Source organism: Pseudorhodoplanes sp. (assembly GCF_035565855.1).
GTDB lineage: Bacteria > Pseudomonadota > Alphaproteobacteria > Rhizobiales > Xanthobacteraceae > Pseudorhodoplanes.
The window spans coordinates 47,847-54,470 of sequence record NZ_DATMRX010000028.1; the positions used below are offsets into that span (position 1 = coordinate 47,847).

General features: G+C 63.4%; 6 protein-coding genes. 4 read left to right on the top strand and 2 right to left on the bottom strand.

Annotation, left to right across the window (positions count from 1 at the left end):
- Positions 1 to 207: 207 nt before the first annotated feature.
- From VN004_RS01755 to VN004_RS01765, 3 genes are read left to right on the top strand one after another with little or no spacing between them, the layout of a single operon-like run.
- Positions 208 to 1,236, top strand: coding sequence for an ABC transporter substrate-binding protein (locus tag VN004_RS01755; protein ID WP_325606432.1), 1,029 nt, complete (start codon positions 208 to 210; stop codon positions 1,234 to 1,236).
- Positions 1,237 to 1,277: 41 nt separating this feature from the next.
- A complete protein-coding gene (locus VN004_RS01760; RefSeq protein WP_325606434.1) occupies positions 1,278 to 2,075 on the top strand; it encodes an ABC transporter ATP-binding protein in 798 nt (265 codons plus the stop codon).
- Positions 2,072 to 2,845, top strand: coding sequence for an ABC transporter permease (locus VN004_RS01765; RefSeq protein ID WP_325606435.1), 774 nt, complete (start codon positions 2,072 to 2,074; stop codon positions 2,843 to 2,845). The genes VN004_RS01760 and VN004_RS01765 overlap by 4 nt, the downstream gene beginning before the upstream one ends.
- A gap of 152 nt (positions 2,846 to 2,997) precedes the next feature.
- Here the strand turns inward: VN004_RS01765 and VN004_RS01770 are convergent, their stop codons facing one another.
- Entirely contained in the window at positions 2,998 to 3,903 is a 906-nt protein-coding gene (locus tag VN004_RS01770; RefSeq protein WP_325606437.1) for a LysR family transcriptional regulator, read from the bottom strand.
- Between the two features lie 202 nt (positions 3,904 to 4,105).
- On the opposite strand from VN004_RS01770, the gene VN004_RS01775 reads away from it, so the two are divergent.
- Positions 4,106 to 5,896 carry a glucan ABC transporter ATP-binding protein/ permease gene (locus VN004_RS01775; RefSeq protein WP_325606438.1) on the top strand — a complete coding sequence of 597 codons (1,791 nt, stop codon included), beginning with the start codon at positions 4,106 to 4,108 and terminating at the stop codon, positions 5,894 to 5,896.
- Between the two features lie 159 nt (positions 5,897 to 6,055).
- Here VN004_RS01775 and VN004_RS01780 read toward each other — a convergent pair.
- Positions 6,056 to 6,624 (bottom strand): thiolase C-terminal domain-containing protein (locus tag VN004_RS01780; RefSeq protein ID WP_414710215.1); only part of this gene is annotated, 569 nt, incomplete at its 5' end.

Sequence of the window (6,624 nt, forward strand, 5' to 3'; positions counted from 1 at the left end):
CTGCTGTGCAGGGAGGTTCTGTGGCACCATCCTGCCTTGCTCTTTCGCGCGGCATATTCTTTGCTGTTGTGCAAGGCGACAGACTGTGCAGGACGACAGCTGTGCAGGACGACAGCGGGGCGAACACCACACGCCGAGGGCGTCCCCAGAGGCGAATAACACCCGTCGGCGACGACCGGCCGGGTGAAGACGGGAAAGGATTGAAGGATGAGTAAAGTTGGATGTGTGATCCGGCGGACCGGAGTGCTTGCGGCCGTCGTGACAGCCTTGGCCTGCGGGTCAGCCGCCGCCCAGACGCCAGTGAAATTCACGCTGGACTGGAAGTTCGAGGGCCCGGCGGCGCCGTTCCTCGTGGCAGCCGACAAGGGTTACTACAAGGCCGAGGGGCTGGACGTCACGATCGATACCGCCGGCGGGTCGCTCGAGCCGCTGAACCGCATCGCGTCGGGCACCTACGACATCGGCTTCGGCGACATCAATTCGCTGATCAAATTCCGCGACGCCAATCCGAATGTGCCGATCAAGGCCATCTTCATGGTCTATAACAAGCCGGCCTTCTCGATCGTCGGGCGCAAGAGCCGCGGCGTCACCAAGCCGAAGGACCTCGAAGGCAAGAAGCTCGGCGCCCCGGCGCCGGACGGCGCCTACGCGCAGTGGAAGATCTTCACCCAGGCCAACGGCATCGATCCGTCCAAGGTCACGATCGAGAATGTCGGCTTCCCGGTGCGTGAGCCGATGCTGGCCGCGGGCCAGGTCGACGCGATCACCGGCTTCTCGTTCTCGTCCTACATCAACCTGAAGGATCGCGGCGTTCCCGCCGACGACATTTCGGTGCTGCTCATGGCCGATCACGGCGTCAATCTCTACGGCAACGCGATCATCGTGAATCCGAAATTCGCCGCCGAGAAGCCCGAGGTCGTCAAGAAATTCCTGAATGCCTTCCTGAAGGGCCTGAAGGATACCGTGAAGTCGCCGGACACGGCGGTCGACTCGGTCATCAAGCGCAATGACGTTGCCAAGAAGCCGGTCGAGCTCGAGCGTCTGCAGATGGCGCTGAAGGACAATATCGTGACGCCGGAAGTGAAGGCCAACGGCTTCGGAGCCGTCGATATGGGTCGGCTCGACAAGTCGATCGACCAGATCGCCATCACCTACGACTTCAAGAACGGCAAGCCGAAGGGTGAGACGATCTTCGACGCATCGTTCCTGCCGCCGGCCGCGGATCGCAAGCTGTGACGCTTAGCCTTTAGGCTTGGGGGAGCCCGAAGGGAGCGCGAATGGAGCCCGGCTTCGTATCACTCGTTGGCGTCAGCCATCGCTATGGCGGTATTGCCGCCGGGCCTGAAGGCGTGCTCGCCGTTCAGGATCTCACCATCAACATCAACCGCGGCGAATTCGCCGCGGTTGTCGGCCCTTCCGGTTGCGGCAAGTCCACGCTGATGAAGCTTGCGACCGGCCTGCAATTTCCGTTCGCCGGCCAGGTCCGCGTCGCCGGCGCGGAGGTCACGCAGCCGGTCAAGATCGCCGGCATGGCGTTTCAGGCGCCGACGCTCCTGCCCTGGCGCACGACTCTCGACAATCTGCTGCTGCCGCTCGAAATCGTGCAGCCGCATCGCAGCGAAATCCGACGCAACAAGGCGCAGTATGTCGAACGCGCCGAAAAGCTGCTCGAATCGGTCGGGCTCGGCGGCTTCGGCAGCAAGTTTCCCTGGCAATTGTCCGGCGGCATGCAACAGCGCACCTCGCTCTGCCGCGCGCTGATCCATGAGCCGCAATTGCTGATGCTGGACGAGCCGTTCGGCGCGCTCGATGCCTTCACGCGCGAGGAATTGTGGTGCGTGATCCGCGACCTGCATGCGTCGCGCGGCATCACCGTGATCCTTGTCACCCACGATCTGCGGGAAGCCGTCTTTCTCGCCGACCGCATTTTCGTGATGTCGCAGCGGCCGGGCCGCATCGTCGTCGAGCGCAAGGTCGAATTCCCGCGTCCGCGCGATCTCGAGATCACCTACACCAAGGAATTCGCCGACATCGTGCACGAATTGCGCGGTCACATTCACCAGGCACGCCAATGAACGGTTCGAAAACATTCGTCCGCATGGCGCCTTGGGTTTTCACCATCGCGCTGTTCGTGCTCTGGGAACTCCTCTGCGTCGTATTCAAGATTCCGGAATTCTTCCTGCCGCCGCCGAGTGCGGTGTTCAAGGCAACCTACGATTACTGGCCGGCGATCGTGCGCAATTCCTGGATCACGCTGGAATCCACGATGCTCGGCTTCCTGCTGGCGATCGGCTTCGGGCTTGCGCTCGGCCTCGTGATCGGGTGGTCGCGGACCATTTATGCCGGCATCTATCCATTGATGATCGGCTTCAACGCGATTCCCAAAGTCGCCGTCGTGCCGATCCTCGTCCTGTGGTTCGGCATCGGCTTCATCCCGGCGGTGCTGACCGCGTTCCTGATCTCGTTCTTTCCGATCGTCGTGAATGTCGCGACCGGACTTGCCACCATCGAGCCCGAGCTTGAAGACGTGCTGAAAGCACTCGGCGCCTCCAAGCTCGACATCATGCGCAAGGTCGGCATCCCGCGTTCGCTGCCGTATTTCTTCGGCTCGCTGAAGGTTGCGATCACACTCGCCTTCGTCGGCACGGTGGTTTCCGAAAGCGTCGCCTCCAATAACGGCATCGGCAACCTGATGCTGCAGGCGCAGGCGCAGTTCAACGTGCCGCTGATCTTCGCCGGTTTGCTGGCGCTCGCCGTGCTCGGCATCGTGATGTACTGGGTGATGGCGGTGCTGGAGCAGCGGATGACCGGCTGGGCGCAACGGTCAGGCTTCGCGCAGAACTAAAGAGCGGCCCGCCACTCGCGCGATTTCGGTTGCGGCGGATTGCCCCTTTGTTGTCATGTCCCGCGAAAGCGGGGCATCCAGTAGACTCTTGAAGCAGCTGTGTTGACTGGATCGCCCGCTTTCGCGGGCGATGACAAGCGACCGAACGCGCTTCAGACGCCGGCTACGACAGCCGCCGTGTCGAGGCGCGACGGCGCGCATTCCTGCGGGCCGACGATATCGAAGATCGCGTCGCCGAGCTTTTCCAGGAGCGGCCGGTTGGCGCTCTCGCTCAGATAGATGCCGCAATAGAGCGGAGCGATCGGCGGCAACGGCGCGTCCTCCCAGGCCGCCAGGCCGTGACCATCGACCCGCCGATGCGAGACGGCGGCAACGCCCATGCCGAACCGCACCGCTTCCACGATGCTCGCCTTGCTCTGACCGATGAACACCACTTCGTAATCGCGCTGAGCGCGGCTGAGTGCGGAGACGGCGGCCCGATGCACAGGCCATCCTTCGGACGAGGTCACCAGCGGCACAGGCATATCAGGGCCGAGCGTGAACGAGGGACTGCGCATCCAGACCATCGGCTCCGACCATTGATGACGGGCGTCGAGGTCGGTGCCGGTTTCAGACACGCCGATCAGAAGATTGAGGTCGCCCTGACGCAAGTCCCGCAACATCGCCTCGAAGTGATCGCTGCGCAGCGAAATCTGCAGGTTCGGAAAATCCGTGCGCAACATCGCCAAAAGCTGCGGCAGCCGCGGGGTCAGATAGTCACCGGGAATGCCGATGCGCAGGCGTTGCGAGCCGAGGCGCGGCGCGGAGAGATCGACGATCTGATCGTTGATGCTCAGCATGCGCCGCGCATAGCTGACGACAACGTCGCCGGCATTGGTCAGGATCACGCCCGGCGCGCTCTTGTCGAAGATTTCGCAGTCGAGCAGCGTCTGCAGCCGTTTGATCTGTGCACTGACCGCCGGCTGGGTCACACCCAGCAAATGCGCCGCTTTGGTGAACGAACGCAGGTCCACCACGGTGATCAGGGTGCGCAACAGCTCGGTCGGGATGTTGATCATTCGCCGGGTCTGGAAGATTGCTATTGTTCGATCCCTTGTAATCTTTATTTGTGCAACCGGCCGCTGCCTCCGGTTTCCCGTCGATCACATGTAGTTTAACACGGTTCAAAAATGCACAAATCGGAATGTAGCGAATGGGCTGCGGTATGAAGGTAACGGCGCGATTCTTCTTCCCAGCGTCCGAACGGCTTAAGCCTGCGCAATGAATCTGCTGAAGCTCTATGGTCGTGTGCTGGCGCTGCTCGGTCCTGAAGCCGGGCTCGGCTGGTTTTTGGCGGTCGCGAACCTTGCGCTTTCGGCGGCGATGTTCGCCGAGCCGGTGCTGTTCGGCCGCATCATCGATGCGCTGGCCGGCTCCCAGAAGGCGGATGCGACGCCGCTGACCTTCGAAAGGCTGTTGCCTTTGCTCGGGGCCTGGGCGGGCTTTGGCCTGTTCACCATCCTTTGCGGCGTATTCATTGCACTGCACGCGGACCGGCTGTCGCATCGCCGGCGCCAGGCGGTGCTGACCGACTATTTCGAGCATGTGCTGCAATTGCCGCTCGCCTATCACGGCGGCTCGCATTCCGGCCGCCTGATGAAGGTGATGCTGACCGGCACCGATTCCCTTTGGGGCCTGTGGCTGTCGTTCTTTCGCGAGAATCTCGCGGCGCTGGTCTCGCTGATCATCCTGCTGCCGCTGTCGCTTTATCTGAACTGGCGGCTCGCTTTGCTGCTGATTGTGCTGTGCACGCTGTTCGTCGTCCTGACGACATTCGTGCTGCGCAAGACCGGCGAGATGCAGGCCTCGGTCGAGAAATATTATTCCGACCTCGCCGAACGCGCCTCGGACGCGCTCGGCAACGTCGCGCTGGTGCAGAGCTTTGCGCGCATCGAAGCCGAGGTGATGGGCCTGCGGATGGTCGTCGAGCGGCTGCTCGGCGCGCAGATGCCGGTGCTGTCCTGGTGGGCGGTGATGACGGTGCTGACGCGCGCTTCGACCACGATCACGTTGCTCGCGATCTTCGTGCTCGGCACCTGGCTGTTCTTCCAGGGCCTGACCACGATCGGCGAGATCGTGATGTTCATGAGCTTCGCCACCATGCTGGTCGGCCGGCTCGAACAGGTCGCGGGCTTCATCAATAGCGTGTTCATGGTCGCGCCACGCCTGCAGGAATTTTTCGACGTGCTCGACACCGTTCCGGCGGTTCGCGACGCGCCGCACGCGATCGATCCAGGGCGCCTGACGGGACGCGTGAACTTCGAGGATGTGTCGTTCTCCTATGACGGCAAGCGCGCCGCGATCGCCGACCTGTCCTTCACCGCGCAGCCCGGCGAGGTAATCGCACTGGTCGGCCCGACCGGCGCCGGCAAGACCACGGCGCTTGCGCTGCTGCATCGCGTCTTCGACCCGCAATCGGGCCGCATCACCATCGACGACATCGACCTGCGCGACATGAAGCTCGCGGCACTGCGCCGCAATATCGGCGTCGTGTTCCAGGAAGTGCTGCTGTTCAATCGTTCGGTGCGCGAGAATCTCACCGCGGGCAAGCCGGACGCCACCGACGAGGAGATGATCGACGCGCTCAAGCGTGCGCAGGCCTACGATTTCGTCGAGCGCAATCCGGACAAGCTGAATGCGATCGTCGGCGAGCGCGGGCGCTTTCTGTCCGGCGGCGAGCGCCAGCGCTTGTCGATCGCCCGCGCGCTCCTGAAGAATCCGCCGATCCTGATCCTCGACGAGGCAACCTCGGCGCTGGATGCGGCGACGGAGATCAAGGTGCAGGCCGCGCTCGACGAGGTGATGAAGGACCGCACCACCTTCGTGATCGCGCACCGGCTCGCCACGATCCGCAACGCCACCCGCATCCTCGTGTTCAAGGACGGTCGCGTGATCGAAACCGGCAGCTTCGATCAGCTGGTCGCGCAGGGCGGCGCCTTCGCCGAGCTGGCGCGCTCGCAGTTCCTGGTGGCGCCGGAGAAGAAGGCGGAATCGGAAGACGCGGCGGAGTAATCCGGCGTTCGCGTCCCGGACGCAGCGCGGCACGCAGCGTAGCGAAATGCCGCGCTGCTGAGCCGGGACCCACATGGTCCGCGACACAACGATATCGTCAATGGGTCCCGGTTCTGCGGCGCACCGTTACACGCTGCGCCGCGCCCGGGACACGAGACATTACTTGATCCGCTCGAGGATGCTGACGTAGTTAGCCACCGCGGCGCCGCCCATGTTGAAGATGCCGCCGAGTTCGGCGCCCTTCACCTGGATGTCGCCGGCGGTTCCGAGAAGCTGCATCGCCGTCAGCGCATGCATCGAAACGCCGGTCGCGCCGATCGGGTGGCCCTTGGCTTTCAGGCCGCCGGACGGATTGACCGGGAGCGGGCCGTCCTTCTGTGTCATGCCCTCTGCGATCGCGCGCGCACCCTGCCCTTCCGGAACGAGTCCCATCGCCTCGTATTCGATCAGCTCGGCGATGGTGAAACAGTCATGCGTCTCGACCAAGGAGAGGTCGGTGAGCCCGATGCCAGCCTGCGCCAGCGCCTGTTTCCACGCCAGACTGCAGCCCTCGAATTTGAGGATGTCGCGCTTGGCCATCGGCAGGAAATCCTGCACATGCTGCGCCGCGCGGAAGGCGACGGCCTTGTTGAGGCGAAGCGCGGTCTCGACATCGGCCAGCACGATCGCCGCGGCGCCATCCGAGACGAGCGAACAATCCGTTCGCTTCAACGGGCCGGCGACGAACG